This window comes from Citrobacter sp. C6_1 (assembly GCF_014596835.2).
In the GTDB taxonomy this organism is placed as follows: domain Bacteria; phylum Pseudomonadota; class Gammaproteobacteria; order Enterobacterales; family Enterobacteriaceae; genus Citrobacter; species Citrobacter pasteurii.
Window position 1 is genome coordinate 3,410,054 of the sequence record NZ_CP115031.1, and the last position, 19,144, is coordinate 3,429,197.

Sequence of the window (19,144 nt, forward strand, 5' to 3'; positions counted from 1 at the left end):
CACAAGGGCGCATAATCTCCCTTTTGTAAGAGAGAACCAAGATCTTTAAAGAGCACAAAACGTCTACTAGCGGTGAATATAAATCACTACTGTCTACATGTCCAGCACTTTTCTCATCACAAACTATGTATACACTATCACTAGATAGTTGTTCCAAAACCAGCAAAAGTTGTTCCAGAGTTGTTCCAGTTTAAAAGCTCACATATAAATAAAAACAGCAAGTTAGCTTCATAAATATATATATGGAACAACTGGAACGACTGGAACACTTACATTTCCTCGCACATGAATAAAATGGCTTATTCCACAACTTTTCCAGCCAACTCATCCAGATAGTCCGCATACCACTGGAGCATCTCACGACGCCCATCGAGGTACTGAGCATGGTTGTAGGTGCCCCTGATAGTATTCCTATCAGCATGAGCCAGTTGAGTTTCTATCCATGCAGAGTCAAATCCTTCCTCATGCAATACGGTGCTCATCGTGTGACGGAAACCATGGCCAGTAGCCTTTCCACCATAACCTATACGTTTAATCACCTGGTTAATGCTGGCCTCACTCATTGGTTTATGGGCATCGTTGCGGCCAGGGAAGACATACTTACCCCAGCCGGTGATCTCTTTTAGCTCCAACAGATGAGATTTAACCTGTCTAGAAAGTGGTACAAGGTGAGGACGGCGCATCTTCATGCGTTCCTTGGGGATCTGCCATAAATCATTGTCCAGGTCGAATTCAGCCCACTCTGAGGCGCGGAGTTCAATGGTTCTGACACTGGTGTACATAAGCAGTAATGTTGCAATGCGTGTCACTTTACTACCACTATAGGCATTCACTGCGTGAATAAATGGACCAAGTTCGGCGGGGAGTAGGTGCGGGAAGTGATTTTGCTTGGGTGATTTTAGTGCGCCGGCCAGATCGGTTACGGGGTTTACCTCTGCTCTGCCAGTAATTATCGCGTAAGTGAAAATTTGCCGACATGCCTGACGGGTTTTCTTGAGCTTATCCAGTACTCCTCGTTCTTCCATTTTGCGCAACACTGACAGCATGTCCATCGGCTTGATTTCGGTAATGGCCTTCTTTCCGACATACGGGAATATATCCTTTCGTAGATATTCAAGAATGTCCTCAGCATACCCGGAAGACCAGTTCGGCTTCTTATGCTCATGCCATTCAAGCGCCAAAAGCTCGAAGCTGTTATTAATTGCTAGATTCTTCGCTTCTCTGGCTGCTTGTTTAACTTCAGAGGGATCGTCACCTGCTGCAAGTACACGCTTGGCTTCCGTACGTTTATCTCTGGCTTCAGCAAGCGTCACATCAGGATAAACACCAATGGATAGCAGCTTTTCTTTACCTGCATAGCGGTATTTCATGCGCCAGTATCTGGAGCCGTTCGGGTTAACCAGTAGATACAAACCACCACCATCAGACAGCTTATATGGTTTATCTGTTGGCTTTGCAGTACTTACCTGGCGGGCAGTTAACTTCATATTGGGGGTATCTCATTTCATTGAACCTGAATATACCCCCGAATGTACCCCCAGATGAGCGTAGATTTCAATAGATGATACTAGACGTTGGGATAATGAGATTCTGCTCTATGCCTTGTTATATCTGGGCTTAGTAGACTTTGAGAGAGGTCAGTAGAAGTGAATATGGTACGCCCTGTAGGATTCGAACCTACGACCTACGGCTTAGAAGGCCGTTGCTCTATCCAACTGAGCTAAGGGCGCATAGAGAAGTGATGACTTCATGCAGATGAAACGCGTGAATTATACGGTCAGCGCCTGCTGAGTCAATGCCTTTTGTTCCGGTTGCTGACGAAGTGTACGAATGTTGTTTTTTTCTGGTCGTTCATGGGGTTCCAGGAAATCACCTGGTAACAACTCAGCCAGCATAATGCGGGATTTAAGGTTACAAGTATTTAGAAAATTAATGATTTTGCTTAACATTCCCCAGCCACTCCCCTGCTGTTCAGGACCTCGTCAATGTTAAGTATCGCTATCAAGGAAGAAAATAGTCATTTCGAACATGGGTTGAAAATCATCATCTCCCGCCTGGCAAATCAGTGGCATCAGGACATCTGCTTTTTACCTACCGAAGATATCGATCGCGCAGACATCGCCTTTATTTCACTGGATGACGATTGGCTCAGTGCAGGATGTTATCAGGTTCCCGTCCACACCAGACGCCAGCATCGGGTTATCATCTGCAACGGAGACGATAAAGATAAGCTGATGTTTCGCCCGTGCCTGTATATGCTGCCGCTGATCTATCGCGAAGATAATGTTGAAGCGATAACCCAAAAATTAATCCTGATTCTGCAAAAACGCGCGCTCCGCCACAGTGTGCCTGCAACCATCTGCCATTACTGTACCACCCGCAACTTTTCGGTGGAGGAACGCCAGTTCTTAATGCTACTTGCCAGCGGTAACACGCTCGCTGAAACAGCACATCTTCTCTCCATCAGCGATACCCAGGCCAGAGCAACTCGCCGCCGTATTATGAAAAAGCTGGGTGTGAAAAATGATCAGCAATTTTTAAGGTATATCAGGGCACACCTGAGTTTTCTGCAACAGTAGAGTGAGTCTTGCTGTCGGGAATTTTATTGAGAAATGTCTCATCATCAATTAAGTATCGGCACCTACTGTACCTAACCGCATACTGCCAGAATACCCTATGTATATTATTTCCGGAGAAACAAATAGACACACTCGGTAATATTTGCTCTGACGCCAGGGGGGATATCGTGGCACCGAGCCTGTTATTATGGAATGATAAATCTGAGTACTCTGCCTTTACCGTCAAAAACAGCGATGCAGAACCCCTGCAATTCGCACTTAAATTCGAGCCGATTGTCGATTTGTCTACCGCGTTGAGATACGGTTGTGAGGTCCTCACACATCTTCCCGCAAATATAAACAGTGAAAAATATTTTCACCAACTGTCGGTTCAGCATCGACAGCATCTGTTTTATCAGCAAATTGACAAAATTAAGTGCTACCAACAGGGGCTGCGCTACTCACTGAATTTACCGATGCAAGCCTTTCTGAGTTGGCCGCTATTCCATTCCCTGATTACGCCCTCTCCGTCCAGCTTGATTATCGAAATACAAGATCCAAATACGTTTTATTCTTTAAGTACACCCCAGCGGGCGATCGTCTACGACGTAATTCAACACCTTGAAGACCATGGTATCCCAATATGGCTGGATGACGTCAATGAGGAACTGCTTGGCACATTTACCGCAGCCAACTGGCATTTGTCAGGGGTAAAGTTAGATAAAAATACGTTCTGGACTCTCAGCCATGTGCCAGAAAAACTCCGCCAGGTTATTCAGATGGGGCGCGCAATCGCCAGCCTGGTGGTAGTTGAAGGAATTGAAACGCAAAAACAGCAGGAAATTGCCCTGCGCGCTGGCGCAAATTTGGGTCAGGGGTATTTGTGGCCAGCCATTTATCCAGAGCAGGCGCAATAGATACGAACAGGGAAAAAGGAAGGATGCGCAGTGTAAAACGCCGGGAACGGCATCGCCGTTTACGAAACGCCCACTGTACCTGGCAATATGATCACTGTGCCCCCCAGGAATTTGACAGAATTGAGTATCTGGCTCAAAAACTTGATTACACATTACCGGGCGACACAATATCTCAAGCGATTATCACAACAGACAACTATCTCGGCTATACGTTAAATCGCTATTTATTTTCTGGTACACACACGGCCATCTTCCAGACGATTGAATCGGCTCTGCCACTGTTGAAAGAGTCTGAAGCGAGTCAGTTAGTGGTTGATATGGATGGCGCATCAAGCTCATATTTCGATGTTCTGGAATATCTTCGCCGACTCATTAAAGAACAGGATAATATTCAAATTTTCATATTACTTCCCAGTCGCCACGAAGCGCTCAGGCGCTTTATTGCGATGGCTGGGCCATTCTATATCCTGCCGCGCCGTCAGCGCCTCCCGGAGATGCGCCATGCTTTATTATCTATGGTGCCGGATCATATTCACTCCGGGCACATAAATCAGGCTGACTGGGAGATGATCTCATTACTGTCACAAGGTAAATCATTAAAGAAGATTGCTCTGCTGCAGGCTCAACCCTATCACCGCGTTATCTATCGCCTGAACCAGCTGATCACGCAGCTGGGGTTGCCACATCGTCAGCGTTTTTTGCATCTGATACATCGCCTCAGCGTTACCTATCCCCATTTAATTTAACACCCTAACCCTCTGTGATATAAGAATTTATAGGAAATTACTTATTTTCAACTGAGAAAACGAATGTGATTTTTACAAACATTTAATATTTACAACTATTCCTGGTATTATATGTCGCGCAGGTATCCTGCTTTAGCTGACAGATTCAGTACATCTCGACAAAAAAGAATTGCCTCGCCGCCTTAACAAAACCTAAACAATTAGCCCATTGTGTCGTTTTTACTATTTAAAAAAATTTTTCAATCTGCCATAATTCAAACAGCAGGAGATTAATATCAATAGTCATTACCATGCCCTGATCTTTCAGGATATCCTAACAGACATTATGAACTTACGTGCTGTAAGCCTTTTCCGAAAGTGCAGAGCAGGTATAATCCTCACTGTTTTCTGATTAATTGTAAGTTTTCCCTGGTGTGAAATGGATATTCCACAAACTCATTGTTCTGACGTAGAACAACCGAATAAACAAGGATGACATAATATTTATTCGGTTCTTCTTCCAGAGCAATCCTTGGCTATTTGACAATATTATAACGCCTGATGTTTTATCAAAATCGCAAGATACACAAACAGTTTGAGGCATACAACAATGAAACCAGCATCCGTTATCATTATGGACGAACACCCTATTGTCAGAATGTCGATCGAAGTACTGCTCGAAAAGAATAGTAATATTCAGGTTGTTCTGGAAACCGATGACAGCCGCGCAGCAATAGATCATCTACGTACCTATCCAGTCGATCTGGTCATTCTGGATATTGAACTACCTGGCTCCGATGGGTTTACATTACTCAAGAGAATAAAATCTCTGCAGGAAAAAACCCGGGTGCTGTTTCTATCCTCAAAGTCTGAATCATTTTATGCCGGACGGGCGATCCGTGCCGGTGCCAATGGCTTCGTCAGCAAACGAAAGGATCTCAATGATATCTATAACGCGGTGAAAATGATTTTATCAGGATATTCATTTTTCCCTTCAGACACGCTTAACTTTATTAATAATATTAATATACGTAAAGGTGTGCTGAATGACATGCCGTTATCGAATCGCGAGGTTACAGTTTTACGTTATCTGGCGAATGGGTTATCTAATAAAGAAATTGCTGAGCAACTTTTATTGAGTAATAAAACAATCAGTGCTCACAAAGCTAACATCTATTCCAAGCTCGGACTACATACCATTGTTGAGCTAATCGATTATGCAAAGATGCATGAATTAATGTGATCGCACTCCCGGCGAGGCGTCGTTCGGGAGTGCGTTATCAGCGCATGATGTCAATTGTAGTTAATCATAAACGTAGCATCTGCTTTCGCGATCCCCGGTTGAACGCCATCTGCCAGCGCAATATAGTTGGCAAAAAAAGTCAGCATAGCATTGCCATTTTCATCAATGTTTACTGCCTGGCTGGCTTGTTCAAGCGGTAATCGCGTACGGTCGCTATCGTGCAATTCAATCGCGACCTTTTGTGCCATCACGGCATCGTCCAGCGCCAACAACGTGGTACCCGCTGCCGGCGTGCCGGAAAAGGTTATCGAGGCCGACCCCGGCGGGCAGCCTTCAAGTTTCAACGTAAAGGGAACCGGTTGGGTCGTATCCCCGGTGGTCTTTAATTGTTTTGTCGGCCAGGTGCCTAGTTCAACCAACTTATTGTTGTCACTGGCAATAACCGCACAGGTGAAGTCCACGATATTACCGTGCAGTTCGATATTAATCTCACCCAGCGAGCTATCTGCCTGGCATAGCGAACTGGCTGACACTGCGGATATCAATACGAAAAGCGCACGACGTCTCATTGTTCTCTGCTTATTCATAATCAACTCGCAGATAGCCACGGGCGGTGAAAGGCCCTTCCGCTGGTTTATTGCCCGTCACGCTGACTGGCCATGCTCTAATGCCAACCCGCGCGGCAGCGTTATCATCCAACTGAAAGGGAATGGTGCTGGACAGATTGTTGGGTGTCAGCGGTTTACCGCTGCTGTCGGCCACGATAAAACCTAAATCCGGGTTGTCCGATATCATCATTTGCCCGGACGCTTTTTCGGCCTCGACCCGCATGGTCAGATAAGCTTGCGCGGCAACATTTGTACACTTTATGGCGACCGTTTTCGTTTGCGTATTGATACCTTCGGGCCGGTTACCGGCACCCGCCTTGCTGAACAGCGAGGCACCAATATCGCCAAAATCAAACTCCACGATTTGCCCGGCATTCACCTCGCAGTTTTGTGGAACTTCCACCTTGCCGCTGTAGCTTATGGTGTAAACCGGCGTACTCAGCGCATCTCCCGTACTGGTAGTGACATAGACACTGAACATCGTCTGTCGCGGGATCGGCACCATGTTGATAAATGAACGAATCACTTTTAATTTAAACACCAGCTTCGAATCCATCACGCCAAAAGGCTGCTGTTTGGAAACGTTTGGGTGATTCCCCATGCGGATATAATTACGAGGAGGATAAAACAACCCCGCGTAGCTGTCGGTAATACTCATGGCCCCCAACAGGTAATCATTGAGTTTCAGATACTGAAAGTTATTTTCCGTACTTTGCACGGGGAGTTCGGTCACATAACTTCGGTAGGTGTAATTCACCGTCGTCCCTGCCGGGCAGGTTGCATTCACCCCAACCCAGCCTGACTTTTCAGGCAATGTCACTACCTGACCCGGTTGGTTATTGCTGCTGTTAAAAACATTCGACAGATCGTAATAAACGTCCGTTGGCGTTCCGTTCGAGTTATGGCAGACCGTCGCCCATGACGTATTAGCTATAAGCAGTAAAGCGCTTCCCAGTAGCAAACCGGTTTGTCGTTTCATCATATTATCCCTGTCGTGCCGACGGTCGTTGGCACGTCACGTTGGTGAGCGTTACAGCCTGTTTCAGGCTCTCTTCAGGCAAGGTGTAGTGCGCTTCACAGCGTGCGTTTGCGCCTTCACCCCATTGGATCAACAAGTTGCCTTTGAGCGGCAGACCACTCAGATAAATTTGTCCATCTTCACCGACCATGCTGGTGACGCCGCTCGTGGTTTCGCGAACCACCGACCCAAATGGCACTGGTTTTCCATCCCGGTTAACCGTGATAAGCGCCCGCACGCCAATGCGTGTATCAAACGCCGCACGTACCAGTGCCCCCTGCGTGGGCACGACGCTGCTAACGTTATTTTCCACATCGGTGTTGTTATTCATTGAATTGGTATCCAGCGCGACGCGGTTGTAGCGATAAACGGTGGCATACGGCATGACCGCGTAGCCACGCCAGTCGGTCTGCACGCCGGTCTGGTTTTCTATCCGCACCCCCTGGGCTCCTGGTGCTTTTATCAGTACGTTGGTGTCGCCCAGTGGTTGGCTGAGCGTAATGCCGTCCGCATGTCCGATGACGCCACCGGAGAGTTGCCAGTTATAGTCATGCTGGTCACGGTCATAGTTGTAACCCACGCCCAGCGTGCCATAGGCCGCCTGCCAGTTCGCGTTGGCGCTCCCGCTGTACCCGTTGGAGCTGCTGTGTCCCTGATTAACGCTGTAGCTGAGATTGCGTCCATCTAACAGCGTGCCGCCAATGCCGCTTTGCCAGCTGTTTTGTCCATTGCTGTTACGGTTCGCATTGAAAGTGGCGTAGGTGCGATCGAGTGCGTTATCACGCGAGTAGCGCCGCCCGGTCAGCAGACTGAACGGTACGGACACATTGAAGGCCAGGATGCGGTCGGTATCAGAGATCCCGACCGATTCATTCCATGACCAGGAGAGTGAATAGCTAATCCCCTGCCAACCGCTGGCATACCCCAGCTGGTACCAGGTATTGGTATCTGAGGTGTTCCAGTACGTTTGCTGGCTACCCGATACATAGAGTGATCCGTAATCGCCAAGGTTCTGCGAAATGTTGATCTGAAAACGACCCTTTTTGCTGTAGCTCAGATTGTGGTAGCTCTTCACCTGTGGAACATCGTGGCGATTCCCTTCGCTGTCATATTCGTACTCGTAACCTTCCATACTGCGATACGCCACATCATCGAGGGTATAAAACCCACGCGTCGAATAGCGGTACCCCAACAACTGGAAGTTGGTACCGAAGTTGTTCAGTGATTTTGCATACAGAAAACGCAGCGATTGCCCCTGATGCGTACTGTCATCCGCCAGTTGGCTGCGGGCATGCGTTAAATCAACAGAGACGGCTCCCCAGTCACCCAGGTTGCGCCCGGTACCTAACACCAGTGCGGTGTAGCGTGAAGCTAACTGCGTGCCGCCATACGCGGTGTAACCTTCTGGTAGCCCGGCGATTAACGTTCCCTGGAAAAAGAATGGCGAAGACTGCTGGCTATTACCGCTACGAAAATCCCCGGCGACAACGTCATATTTGAAACGTCCTTCACGCTGGAGCAGAGGTACCGTGGAATACGGCACCGTATAGCGCTGTTGACTGCCGTCCTTCTCATCAACCGTTACGTCCAGGTCACCACTCGACGAAGTGGGGTTGAGATCGGTTATCGAAAAAGCGCCTGGCGAAACATAGCTTTGATAAATCACGTAGCCATTCTGGCGAATAGTCAGTTTCGCTGCGGTACGCGCAATCCCACGGACGGTTGGCGCGTAGCCCTGTAAGCTGTCAGGATACATGCTGTCGGACGAATAGAGACGAGCACCACGAAAACCGATGCTGTCAAAAACGTCGTTGCCGGTGTTGCTGTCCCCCATCACCAGCTCACCCTTCAGCGGGATAATCGCGCGCTGAAGCCATGTGCCAATATTTTTCCAGCTTTGCGAATGGTAGCCCTCACCTTTCGAGTAGTTCCATGCACCGTTATTCCTCAGCCGCCATGGGCCATAGTTCAGGCCGCTTAACATGCTTAAGAAATAGCTGTCGGTATCGCTGCCGCGACTGCCGGTAAAGCTGTAGTTAACCAGCGCCGCCGGAATACCTTCATCCCACTCCTCTGGCGGAATATAGCCACGCGCACTGTTCAACATTGAGGCTTGCGGCAGGCTGACATTTAAACGCAGTGTAGAAAAATCGAAGGCAATTTCGCTACCAGGAATCGCCTCTGGCAAATTAATACAGGTATTGTTCGCATCCTGACTGAGTGCCGGAAACGCAGTGATATTGACGCCAAGGCGTTTAACCCAGTCGAGATCAAAGCACGGCATCAGCCCGCCGGATTTTTCTCCGGCTTTCCCCGCACTGGTGGCGAAACGAATATCCTGGGTAGCCACAAACTCATCATTGCGCCAAATATCCACACGATAAACGCCTTCAGGCTGGTGATTCCCTTTTTCGAAACGAGACAAATCCGCCACAGTAGCGGTATCGGCAGATAAAAACGCCGGATTGAAATAGCTTTCACCCTGGCTGAAGGAGGGAAAGAGCGCGGCCAGCGTGGACAACGCCACCCCCGCCAGCGGTGGCGTAACCCCCGGTAACAGGCCAGGAAAATACGTTGTCTTATTCATCGTTTTCTCAACGCACGCTAACCGTTTTAGCGGTGGTGACTGCGCCATAATCGTTCACCGTCTGGAACGTAACGTTTCCCTGAACGCCAGTCGGCAACAGGACCTGCGTGTCATTTTTCGGCGCAACCATAACGTTATCAATCTTCGTATTTCCGACATTGAGATTGACCAGCGTGACGTAATACGCTGACGGGTTGGTAATTTTCAGGTGGTTGCCGGTACGGGAAAACTGCAGCATGCCTGGCGCATCTTCCGCGATTTGTGGCAGATTATTTGGGCGGACAAAGAGTTTGATGCGCGACAAAATCGCGAGTTGCAGAACGTTTTTCCCCTCAAGGCTGTTTTTATTGACCGACGGAATAGCCTTCACATTCATCCAGAACAGCGATTCACGGTCTTTGGGCAGAGGCTCGCCCGCGTAGATGATACGCAGCGTGTTTTCGCTTTTAGGTTCACTGACAAACAGCGGCGGTGTGACCACAAACGATTTATCTTTGACGCCTGCGCTGTTCTCTATCCAAGAATTAATCAGGAAACGTTCTTTGGTATCACTATTACTAATGGCGAGGGACGTTTGTTTGGCCTCGGCAGGATAAATAACGCGAGTTGCACCTAATGCAATTCCACCAGATGCCTGCACACTGGTGGCAGAAAATAAGGCCAGTAAAATGATAAAACCTGATTTTAGATAATTAAACATAGCTACAAATACCTTTGGCGTGATTATCGTTAGGAAATAAATCAGGGATACACCAACGTAAACCACACATCTGAACGAAGCGTTCCCGGCGTTATATATTCCGAGACAGCCCGATAGCGAGCAGTGAAATGAAACGTCATCTCTTGCGTTAAAATCGGGGCATAATGAAGCGGCAGCGCATTCGGAATTATTTGTCGCTGTCGCTCATCAAACAACGCCAGACCAATACCCGAAACCGCAGACGCATCGCCGCTGGCAAGAAAGACCTGTGGATCTTCGGCTGGCGTAACGCCCGCAAAGGCAATCCCCACGTGGTCATAAACATCAGCACTGCACGACGTTAGTCGCAGCGAAAACGGTACGCTGGTAGAGGCAAAGCTTCCCGTCCCGGAAAACGCGTTAGTGCGGTACTGCCCCATTTGCACCCGTAAACTCTGGCTGTCTGTGGCAACCGTACAGGCACCATTAACCAGCTGCCCACGTAAATGAAGATGGCCACTTTCCAGTATCACGGTGTGGGCAAACGCCGGCATTACGCAGACCATTCCCGCCAGCGCTACGCCTTTCCCTATCATCTGCCACATCCTTCATCATCCCCGGATAGCGCCTCATCCCATGAGGCGGTAGTCTTCCCTGCAAGAATCAAACGGTTTATTCGTACTTCATGATGAAGGTCGCATCCGCATTTGCCTGACCCGGCGTGGCGCTGGTTGCTGTGGCTTTATAACGCGCGGAGAAACGCAGGGTGTTGGTGCCTTCCACCAGCGCCTGAGCGGTTGAGAAGGTCGCGCCATCTGGCTTCAGTGCGGTGGAGGTGTTGTCCAGAATTTCGATCCCTACGCCGCCCGCTGTGGTGCTGTTATCCGAGGAGGAGAGAGCCAACAGGCTGTTGTTGGTGAGGTCCGTCTGGCCCGAGAAAGCAACAGCAGCAGTCGCAGCAACTTTCGGGTCACAGTCGTTCAGCACGATGGAAAACGGAATTTGCGCCGTGGTGTCACCGACTGCGGTGAAGCTGGCGGTACGATATTGGCCTAATGTGACAACCTGGTCGGCTGACTGAGTGCTCACGGCACAGGCTGCATTGACCAGTTCACCTTCAAAGTGAACCGTACCGCCGCTCACGCTTACCGGATCTGCCGCCACCGCTGCGCCCGCCATTAACATCATGCTGGCAAAAACAGAAGAGGTCATTAATTTACGTTTCATGGATTTCCCTTGAATTACACACATCCGGCTCCAGCGTCCTGCGGGATCCGTTTGAATCATTATCGACATTAAATGTCAGGCAAATTATCTCTGCATCCTGTAAAGATATATATCGAGAGAGAATTAGCGAAACGTGTACCCCCACTCTCCTGAGTATTTGATTCACTAATTAATCTTCACGAATATGACAATTCGTCACCGGGATAAATTAAACATTTCAATTAATGAAAAATACCTGTAATTCCTTTTAATGCCCCTGGCTTATTCTTATTGGACTCTAAGAAAATTCCAGGTGAAAATGAGGCAAAAACGGCCATAACAAGACGTAACAGTCTGGTTTCTGAGATATTACCCATGAAAATACCAGGGTGATGAGTTGTTTCATTTAGGTTAAGTTTCGTTAGCATGCTTATTAATTACGTACCAACGTCCAACACCTGTGGCCGCGCTCACGGGCTACGCGAAACACTCCACCGCACGTAAAAACGCAAACGAAAACTGACAGCACGCCCCGCTTCTGACAAAATAGTGACATCCCCTTCGACTTAACGTAACAGACGGAATCCTCTCTCTGATGGCAGCAAAGATTATTGACGGTAAAACGATTGCGCAGCAGGTGCGCTCTGAGGTTGCTCAAAAAGTTCAGGCGCGTTTAGCGGCTGGATTACGCGCCCCAGGACTGGCTGTTGTGCTGGTAGGTAGCAACCCGGCTTCGCAAATTTACGTGGCAAGTAAACGCAAAGCCTGCGACGAAGTGGGGTTTGTCTCCCGCTCCTGGGACCTGCCTGAAACCACCAGCGAGGCGGAGCTTCTTGAGCTGATCGATACGCTCAATGCAGATGCCACCATCGATGGTATCCTGGTACAACTGCCGTTGCCGGCGGGTATCGACAACGTCAAAGTTCTGGAGCGCATTGCCCCGGACAAAGACGTTGACGGTTTCCATCCGTATAACGTTGGCCGTCTGTGTCAACGCGCACCGCGCCTGCGTCCATGTACCCCACGCGGTATAGTAACCCTGCTTGAACGCTACAACATCGACACCTATGGTTTGAACGCCGTGGTGATTGGCGCCTCCAATATTGTCGGTCGCCCGATGAGCATGGAGTTGCTGCTGGCGGGTTGCACCACCACGGTCACCCACCGATTCACGAAGGATCTGCGTCGCCACGTTGAGCACGCCGACTTACTTATTGTTGCCGTTGGCAAACCGGGTTTTATTCCGGGTGAGTGGATCAAAGAAGGTGCAATTGTGATTGATGTCGGCATCAACCGTCTGGAGAATGGTAAGGTTGTTGGCGATGTGGTATTTGAGGATGCTGCCGCACGTGCGTCGTATATTACGCCGGTGCCGGGTGGCGTTGGCCCAATGACTGTCGCCACGCTTATCGAAAACACGCTGCAGGCGTGTGTTGAATATCATGATGTAAAGGACGTTTAAGATGGCCACATTTTCACTGGGTAAACACCCTCACGTTGAACTCTGCGATTTGCTGAAGCTGGAAGGCTGGAGCGAAAGCGGCGCCCAGGCAAAAATTGCTATTGGCGAAGGGTTAGTGAAGGTCGACGGCGTTGTTGAAACGCGCAAGCGCTGCAAAATTTTTGCCGGACAGACTATCAGCTTTGAAGGCCACAGCATTAACGTCATCGCTTAATAACTTCACCGGCAGCGCAAGCTGCCGGTGATCATTTTATCCCCTTGCCGCTCTCTCAGCCCACAACCTGCCCCTGCCCGTTATTTTCACTAAAGTAGAGCACTTTTTGAAAGTTTTTATTCAGCATCCATTTTAGCATTTCCTTATCAGTACCGTTTTTCAACAATAACCTTGATAAGGACATTATATGACTGTTTCCCGTCTTGCCCACAATGCCCTTCAGCGTATACAGCATCCCATTCATGCTGAACATCGTGCCCCTTTTGCTGGTTATAATCGCATGCCGCCAGCCGAACAACAGGGGCCTGTCATCGCTGATCCAAACATCTTACCCAACGCGGTTCAGCCAGAAGCTCTGGATACTCATCAGATAGCTAACAAGAAAGATGCCCCCAAAACCGTTGATTTCAACCTGCATGGCAGAAATGTTAAATTACCTGAACATGCCAAAATAGATGCTAAAGATATCATTTCGATGTGTGAAAACGGTGAGAAGATATATGAAAACCTGATCAACGGAAAACGAGTGGAGGAGACAAAAGATAATGTTGCTCAATTGATGTGGTATTTACAGGCTCGGGCCTCAAACAAAGTTTCCGTTTCTGCAGGGTTAACAGAACGTGGGCCACAAAATTTCAAAATGGGCGCTTTCAGCATTGAAGATAAAGACCATAATATAGAGAGTTTTTTGAATCAAGCTGGCAGTTATTCAAGGAAATCAAGCCATCTCAAAGAATATAAAAATGCCGGAGCAGACTATCAATCACGAGGTTTAGATATTGATAGCAAAAATGCATTCTTACCTAATAATCGTAAAACCGTTCTCTTTGCCAGGATGCCCAAAAAAAGCGAGGACAGCCCTACTGGCATCCCAGATAAAGACATGTTGTTCATTAAAATGGAAGAACATGGATGTCATAAAGTCAAAGATATGATACGTCATGCTTTTAATTATATCCCTACCGTCTTAGAACAGAAATTCGGGTTAACTAAAAGTGATGGCGGCATCGATAATAGAGAAAGAATTCCTTCTGAATTAAAAGAAGAATATACCAACATCCGCAACAAATATGAACAAACAACAGGAGAAGCATTACCTTCTTCCAATGCACTCACCACCACCGGTGGCGTCAAGACAATGCTCGAAGATTTAAGAACAATGTGCAACAGCCTTGATGAAAAGATAAAAAAGATAAAGATGGCGCATAGTACAAACACCGGAAACGAAACAATAGGTGTTCCGGAAATACAAAAGCTGAAAAATGTCATATGGAAGATGCAACAAAAATTGCAATTACGCAATTATAGCGCCCTTAGAATTGGCAACGAAATAATTATTACAAATGATGAACCAGTTATTGATTATTCAAACAACACACTCTCAAAAGACGCATTAAATAACAATCCCAAACTCAAAGTATTATTCGATGCGTATATGAAAAAACGATTAATGACTCTTCTCAATCCATCATCAGTGAATAATGCTGATTTACTCATGTCAGAAAGTTGTATGGCTACTGACTTACGAAGAGGTATGATTATTAAAAACTCTCAGGGAAAGAGAGAGGCGTTAACGAAAGAAGAGAAAAAAGAATTTAATACTAATGCAGATAACGCAAAACAAGTTACTAACGAAAAAATCATAAAGTTCATATCGGAAACTATAACATCTCAACTTCCAGGAGCAACAAACATTGCGACTGAGCACACAACTAAACTCTCTAAAGTAATTACTTCTTTCTGCGAGCAATCAATCGGGAACTGCCTAACCAGGCTGGGGTCATTGGCACTCGGTGGAGAAAGTATTCTTGATGCAAACGGTGAGATAGAAATGCCAAAAGTTGAGACTTCTATAAGTTTTGGTAATAGTAGCGAAGGGGTTTGGGGTTATACAATTACACCCATATCATCAGAGAAAGGAACGACTGTAGTTGATCTTACAGGTTTATTTGAACTTAGAGCACTCGGTTTAGGTCGTAATGGTTCGAATTATGAGCTTATGGCGACGGGCCCAAATCGCGTCTCAACAGAATTGACAATCCGGTTTGCAATGAACAATAAAAATGGAGAAATTACTGCATCTGCTGTTGATGCTCAATATACATTTGCAGATGATTTAAGATTCTCAATGCCGGACTAAGAGATATAGTATATGAAATATATAAATAGCATCAATATGACAGACCGTCAGCTTTGAAGGCCACAGCATTAACGTCATCGCTTAATAACTTCACTGGCAGCGCAAGCTGCCGGGATCATTTTATCCCCTTGCCGCTCTCTCAGCCCACAACCTGCCCCTGCCCGTTATTTTCACTAAAGTAGAGCACTTTTTGAAAGTTTTTATTCAGCATCCATTTTAGCATTTCCTTATCAGTACCGTTTTTCAACAATAACCTTGATAAGGACATTATATGACTGTTTCCCGTCTTGCCCACAACGCCCTTCAGCGTATACAGCATCCCATTCATGCTGAACATCGTGCCCCTTTTGCTGGTTATAATCGCATGCCGCCAGCCGAACAACAGGGGCCTGTCATCGCTGATCCAAACATCTTACTCAACGCGGTTCAGCCAGAGGCTCTGGATACTCATCAGATAGCTAACAAGAAAGATGCCCCCAAAACCGTTGATTTCAACCTGCATGGCAGAAATGTTAAATTACCTGAACACCCTAAAATCAGTAATGACGATATTATTTCAATATGTAAACAAGGTGATTACATATATAGAGAACTGATGGCCGGTATACCTGTAGAGAATACCAAAGAAAACGCAGCTAAATTGATGTGGTACTTACAGGCACAGGCATCAAACAAAGTTTCTGTTTCTGCGGGATTAGCAGAAAGTGCTCCACAAAATTTCAAAATGGGCGCTTTCAGCATTGAAGATAAAAACCATAATATAGAGAATTTTTTGAATCAAGCTGGCAGTTATTCAAGGAAATCAAGCCATCTCAAAGAATATAAAAATGCCGGAGCAGACTATCAATCACGAGGTTTAGATATTGATAGCAAAAATACATTCCTACCTAATAATCGTAAAACCGTTCTCTTTGCCAGGATGCCACAAAAAAGTGAGAATACTCCTACCGGAACCCCAGGTAAAAATATGTTATTCATTAAAATGGAAGAACATGGATGCCATAAATTAAAAGATAAGATATCTCATGGTTTTAATTACATCCCTACTCTCTTAGAACAGAAATTTGGGGTAACTAAACGTGATGGCGGTGTAGATAACAGGGAACGAATTCCCGCCGATATCAAAGAAAGTTATTCAGAACTTGCTTCTGGCTTTAACTCATGGACAGGTATGAACATTAATACCAGTAACGCATTGAGTACTACCGGCGGAATAAAAATCATGATTGAAGACTTGACATTAATGCGGGATTACATCAAGACAGCCATAAGCATCGATTCACAAAACATAGAAGCAAACAAATTTCTGGCGATAACAACCACTCTTTATGATGATTTAAAATCACGTGATCACAGTGATATTAGAATTGGTAATGAGATTATTATCACAGCTCCTTCAGGTCTTAACAGAATTCCTGTCTCATCTGCTGATGTTAATATCAACAATCCTGATTTACAAGAAAAAGCAAAAAATAAATTCATAAAATCACTATCAATAAATAAATCGAAGGCGCCGAGCACATGGGTAGAAGATCCTGTGAGCTATATGACCGAGCGTTACACACTTGGGGCAGATATTAACAGAGACACCGTACTCCAGTCAGGCGGTGTACTATTTATTGACCCTAAAGATTTAGTATCCAGAGACGACCCAAGGCAATATAAAAAAATCACTAAAGACGCCATTGACTGGATATCTGGTTGCATTCAACCCACTGAATCACCATCTGAAAAAGCTTTAAATGATGTACAACTAAAAAAAATAGCATCAGCTGTTGCTGCATGTTGTGAACAAAGCATTTTCATAGAATTAAGAAATGCTATGGGTAATTTACTGGCAACAGATGGAAATAGTAAAATATCATTCGTCGGTAACAAGGCTGTTCCTAATTCTGTGGAGATTAAACGCCAATACACTGGTGGTAGTAACCAAGTAACTGTTGACGTGACTGCATCTACTTCCTATAAGGCTGGGTTTCTATTTGAAAATGTAAAAAATAAAGCAGAGACAATAACGTATCTGGGCATAACAAATAATAATGATGAACACATGGAGGGCCAAATTACAGTTCGAGTAACTCTGGATTCCGACGACAAAATTACATTGACAGTCCCTGAAAATATACATATCAATGGGAATGTAAGCTTCGGCTTGATCGAGGAAGTGGGGACAAATCTATGATTAACCCTGTAGAATATAAAGAAAAATTTCATCACCTTGTGTCTGCATTAGACAAACACACAGGAGGGACAACGTCGGCTATTAATGACAATGACGTTAGCTTCTTTTGGTTGTCAGACATGTTATTTTCATTCATCCTTAGCGATCCCGATGGCAAAAATCATCAGGAGTTAATTTGCATTATCCATATTGCCCCATTACCAAATGAGAATATTGACAATTCACGTTCACTGTATCTTCAGATACTAAAAGACAATCATTCATGGAGAAATACTGGAGGCGGTATTTTTGGCTTCGATGAGCAAACAGAATGTCTCTGCCTAAGCCTGAGGCTTGACCTCCTAACGGAATCAGAAGACAGTTTTCTTGCAAAAATAGCCTGTGCATATCAAATTTCACTTGAATGGAAAAATAGATTGACGGGAACGAATGAAATCTTGATTCAATTTACCGAGAAAATGTCATGAATCCGATAACACGCTCTATGGTTTTACTTGAACGCCTGTTCAGCGCCTACGGTTCCCCTGGATTTACCGAATCCGCAGAGAACCAGTATATTCTGGAAACTGATAATATCTTGTTCTATTTCTTTGACGAGCCGGAGCAATCAGAGCTTTATATCCAGGCTGACGTAGCGGAATACACCGCCACGGAAACCACGGAGGCGCTTATCGCCCTGCTGAAAATGAATCATCTGTGGGATGCCACAGAAGGCGGGATCATCGGCCTGTCCGTAGAAAACAACGCTTTTACCTATACCTATAAAATACAGTATCCCCTTGCTGAATCTGATGACTACGATGAATATCTGATCGATTTGCTGCCAGAAATCATTCGCTGTATTCAGTATGCGAGAAGCAAGCTTTCTGACTTTTAAGTGATACGAGAACTGAATCTGGCAGCACTCGCTGCCAGTTTTCAGAATGTGTTCCCTGTATGATCGCAATTCAGGCTGTTAGCATGCTGTTTTCTCATTCGAAGCGACTATCATGCCAACCATCGTTACCCACGCAGCCGTACCTCTTTGCTTAGGATTGGGTCTGGGACTCAAAGCCATTCCATCACGCTTGTTGTTTGCAGGGGTTGTGCTGGCAATGCTGCCTGACGCCGACGTGCTGTCGTTTAAGTTTGGCGTCGCCTACGGTAATGTGTTTGGCCACCGTGGTTTTACCCACTCGCTGCTGTTCGCCTTTGTGGTGCCGCTGCTGTGCGTAATCATTGGCCGACGATGGTTTAAAGCCGGGCTGGTTCGCTGCTGGTTATTCCTGACGGTTTCACTGCTGTCGCACAGCCTGCTGGATTCGGTGACGACCGGAGGAAAAGGCGTTGGCTGGTTGTGGCCGTGGTCAGATGAACGCTTCTTTGCACCGTGGCAGGTGATTAAAGTCGCCCCATTTGCGCTATCACGCTACGCCACACCGTATGGGCATCAGGTGATAATGTCGGAGTTGATGTGGGTATGGCTGCCGGGGGTTATGATAATGGGTGTGCTGTGGTGGTACAGACGTCATTAATAGTGCCTGATGGCGCTACGCTTATCAGGCCTACCGATCATTCCATCGTAGGCCGGATAAGGCGTGAGCCGCCATCCGGCAATCATTACCC

The 19,144-nt window shown here is 46.5% G+C and carries 19 protein-coding genes and 1 tRNA gene; 11 read left to right on the forward strand and 9 right to left on the reverse strand.

Features of this window, described 5'->3' with window-relative positions; genetic code table 11:
- Positions 1–299: 299 nt before the first annotated feature.
- From IB196_RS16505 to IB196_RS16515, 3 genes are all read right to left on the reverse strand, one after another.
- Complete coding sequence (locus tag IB196_RS16505; protein ID WP_188231754.1) at positions 300–1,487, reverse strand: integrase arm-type DNA-binding domain-containing protein; 1,188 nt, start codon at positions 1,485–1,487, stop codon at positions 300–302.
- A gap of 166 nt (positions 1,488–1,653) precedes the next feature.
- A tRNA-Arg gene (locus IB196_RS16510) sits at positions 1,654–1,730 on the reverse strand.
- A 39-nt stretch (positions 1,731–1,769) separates the two neighbouring features.
- Positions 1,770–1,949, reverse strand: a complete 180-nt coding sequence (locus IB196_RS16515) for a hypothetical protein (RefSeq protein WP_040232627.1) — start codon at positions 1,947–1,949, stop codon at positions 1,770–1,772.
- A 36-nt stretch (positions 1,950–1,985) separates the two neighbouring features.
- Between IB196_RS16515 and fimW the strand changes: the two genes are divergently transcribed.
- The 4 genes from fimW (at position 1,986) to fimZ (ending at position 5,443) form a co-directional block, all read left to right on the forward strand.
- On the forward strand, positions 1,986–2,579 hold the full coding sequence (gene fimW, locus IB196_RS16520) for a fimbria biosynthesis transcriptional regulator FimW (RefSeq protein ID WP_040232629.1): 594 nt from the start codon (positions 1,986–1,988) through the stop codon (positions 2,577–2,579).
- Between the two features lie 8 nt (positions 2,580–2,587).
- Positions 2,588–3,475 carry an EAL domain-containing protein gene (locus tag IB196_RS16525; RefSeq protein ID WP_348936025.1) on the forward strand — a complete coding sequence of 296 codons (888 nt, stop codon included), beginning with the start codon at positions 2,588–2,590 and terminating at the stop codon, positions 3,473–3,475.
- A gap of 23 nt (positions 3,476–3,498) precedes the next feature.
- Positions 3,499–4,221, forward strand: a complete 723-nt coding sequence (locus IB196_RS16530; RefSeq protein WP_040232631.1) for a hypothetical protein — start codon at positions 3,499–3,501, stop codon at positions 4,219–4,221.
- Positions 4,222–4,810: 589 nt separating this feature from the next.
- On the forward strand, positions 4,811–5,443 hold the full coding sequence (gene fimZ / locus IB196_RS16535) for a fimbria biosynthesis transcriptional regulator FimZ (protein ID WP_005122050.1): 633 nt from the start codon (positions 4,811–4,813) through the stop codon (positions 5,441–5,443).
- 50 nt (positions 5,444–5,493) lie between these two features.
- On the opposite strand, the gene sfmF is transcribed toward fimZ, so the two are convergent.
- From sfmF to fimA, 6 genes are all read right to left on the reverse strand, one after another.
- Positions 5,494–6,012, reverse strand: coding sequence for a fimbria assembly protein (gene sfmF / locus IB196_RS16540; protein WP_155021570.1), 519 nt, complete (start codon positions 6,010–6,012; stop codon positions 5,494–5,496).
- Between the two features lie 10 nt (positions 6,013–6,022).
- Entirely contained in the window at positions 6,023–7,030 is a 1,008-nt protein-coding gene (gene fimH / locus IB196_RS16545) for a type 1 fimbria D-mannose specific adhesin FimH (RefSeq protein WP_005122052.1), read from the reverse strand.
- A 4-nt stretch (positions 7,031–7,034) separates the two neighbouring features.
- Positions 7,035–9,656, reverse strand: a complete 2,622-nt coding sequence (locus IB196_RS16550; RefSeq protein ID WP_182290825.1) for a fimbrial biogenesis usher protein — start codon at positions 9,654–9,656, stop codon at positions 7,035–7,037.
- A gap of 7 nt (positions 9,657–9,663) precedes the next feature.
- On the reverse strand, positions 9,664–10,356 hold the full coding sequence (gene fimC / locus IB196_RS16555) for a type 1 fimbria chaperone FimC (protein WP_005122054.1): 693 nt from the start codon (positions 10,354–10,356) through the stop codon (positions 9,664–9,666).
- Between the two features lie 41 nt (positions 10,357–10,397).
- On the reverse strand, positions 10,398–10,931 hold the full coding sequence (gene fimI, locus IB196_RS16560; RefSeq protein WP_188231753.1) for a type 1 fimbrial protein subunit FimI: 534 nt from the start codon (positions 10,929–10,931) through the stop codon (positions 10,398–10,400).
- A 76-nt stretch (positions 10,932–11,007) separates the two neighbouring features.
- Complete coding sequence (gene fimA, locus IB196_RS16565; RefSeq protein ID WP_005122056.1) at positions 11,008–11,562, reverse strand: type 1 fimbrial major subunit FimA; 555 nt, start codon at positions 11,560–11,562, stop codon at positions 11,008–11,010.
- 574 nt (positions 11,563–12,136) lie between these two features.
- Between fimA and folD the strand changes: the two genes are divergently transcribed.
- From folD to IB196_RS16600, 7 genes are all read left to right on the forward strand, one after another.
- Positions 12,137–13,003: a bifunctional methylenetetrahydrofolate dehydrogenase/methenyltetrahydrofolate cyclohydrolase FolD gene (gene folD / locus IB196_RS16570; RefSeq protein ID WP_005122057.1), complete on the forward strand. Its 867-nt coding sequence runs from the start codon at positions 12,137–12,139 to the stop codon at positions 13,001–13,003.
- Between the two features lies 1 nt (position 13,004).
- Positions 13,005–13,217 carry a ribosome-associated protein YbcJ gene (gene ybcJ, locus IB196_RS16575; RefSeq protein WP_005122058.1) on the forward strand — a complete coding sequence of 71 codons (213 nt, stop codon included), beginning with the start codon at positions 13,005–13,007 and terminating at the stop codon, positions 13,215–13,217.
- Between the two features lie 187 nt (positions 13,218–13,404).
- A complete protein-coding gene (locus IB196_RS16580) occupies positions 13,405–15,357 on the forward strand; it encodes a hypothetical protein (RefSeq protein ID WP_188231752.1) in 1,953 nt (650 codons plus the stop codon).
- A 271-nt stretch (positions 15,358–15,628) separates the two neighbouring features.
- Positions 15,629–17,539 (forward strand): hypothetical protein, encoded by a 1,911-nt coding sequence (locus IB196_RS16585; protein ID WP_188231751.1) that lies wholly within the window; start codon positions 15,629–15,631, stop codon positions 17,537–17,539.
- Complete coding sequence (locus IB196_RS16590) at positions 17,536–18,006, forward strand: CesT family type III secretion system chaperone (protein ID WP_155021573.1); 471 nt, start codon at positions 17,536–17,538, stop codon at positions 18,004–18,006. Before IB196_RS16585 ends, IB196_RS16590 begins: the two co-directional genes overlap by 4 nt.
- Positions 18,003–18,416 (forward strand): type III secretion system chaperone, encoded by a 414-nt coding sequence (locus tag IB196_RS16595; protein WP_005125245.1) that lies wholly within the window; start codon positions 18,003–18,005, stop codon positions 18,414–18,416. Before IB196_RS16590 ends, IB196_RS16595 begins: the two co-directional genes overlap by 4 nt.
- Before the next feature lie 112 nt (positions 18,417–18,528).
- On the forward strand, positions 18,529–19,053 hold the full coding sequence (locus IB196_RS16600; RefSeq protein WP_188231750.1) for a metal-dependent hydrolase: 525 nt from the start codon (positions 18,529–18,531) through the stop codon (positions 19,051–19,053).
- The last annotated feature ends 91 nt before the right edge of the window (positions 19,054–19,144 follow it).